Source organism: Bacillus cereus group sp. BfR-BA-01524 (genome assembly GCF_022662595.1).
Classification (GTDB): Bacteria; Bacillota; Bacilli; order Bacillales; family Bacillaceae_G; genus Bacillus_A; species Bacillus_A thuringiensis_S.
Map to the genome: position 1 here is coordinate 1 of NZ_JAKUDW010000338.1, position 322 is coordinate 322.

Sequence of the window (322 nt, forward strand, 5' to 3'; positions counted from 1 at the left end):
TATATCTAACTCTTCTGCCTTTTCAATACATGGATGCTTCTCATCTTCAACATAAAACAGCCCTTCAATCTCAGCCTTTTCTGTTCCATATCGAACAAACTCTGCTGACCCACGGCCACCTACAAGTAAACTAATTGCATCAATAATAATCGATTTTCCGGCCCCTGTTTCACCGCTTAAAACCGTTAAACCTTTTTGAAAAGAAATATTTAATGCTTCAATAATAGCAAAGTTTCTAATCGATAATTCCGATAACAATGCCCCATTCACCTCGTTATAAAATAATCCCTTACTAAAGGATTTTCTCAGTTCTTCATTCAAA

The 322-nt window shown here is 35.7% G+C and carries 1 protein-coding gene; it reads right to left on the minus strand.

Annotated features, from left to right (window positions below; translation table 11 throughout):
- The coding region (locus tag MR170_RS31360; protein WP_242310710.1) for an AAA family ATPase at positions 1–258 on the minus strand (258 nt) is incomplete at its 3' end.
- Positions 259–322 lie beyond the last annotated feature (64 nt).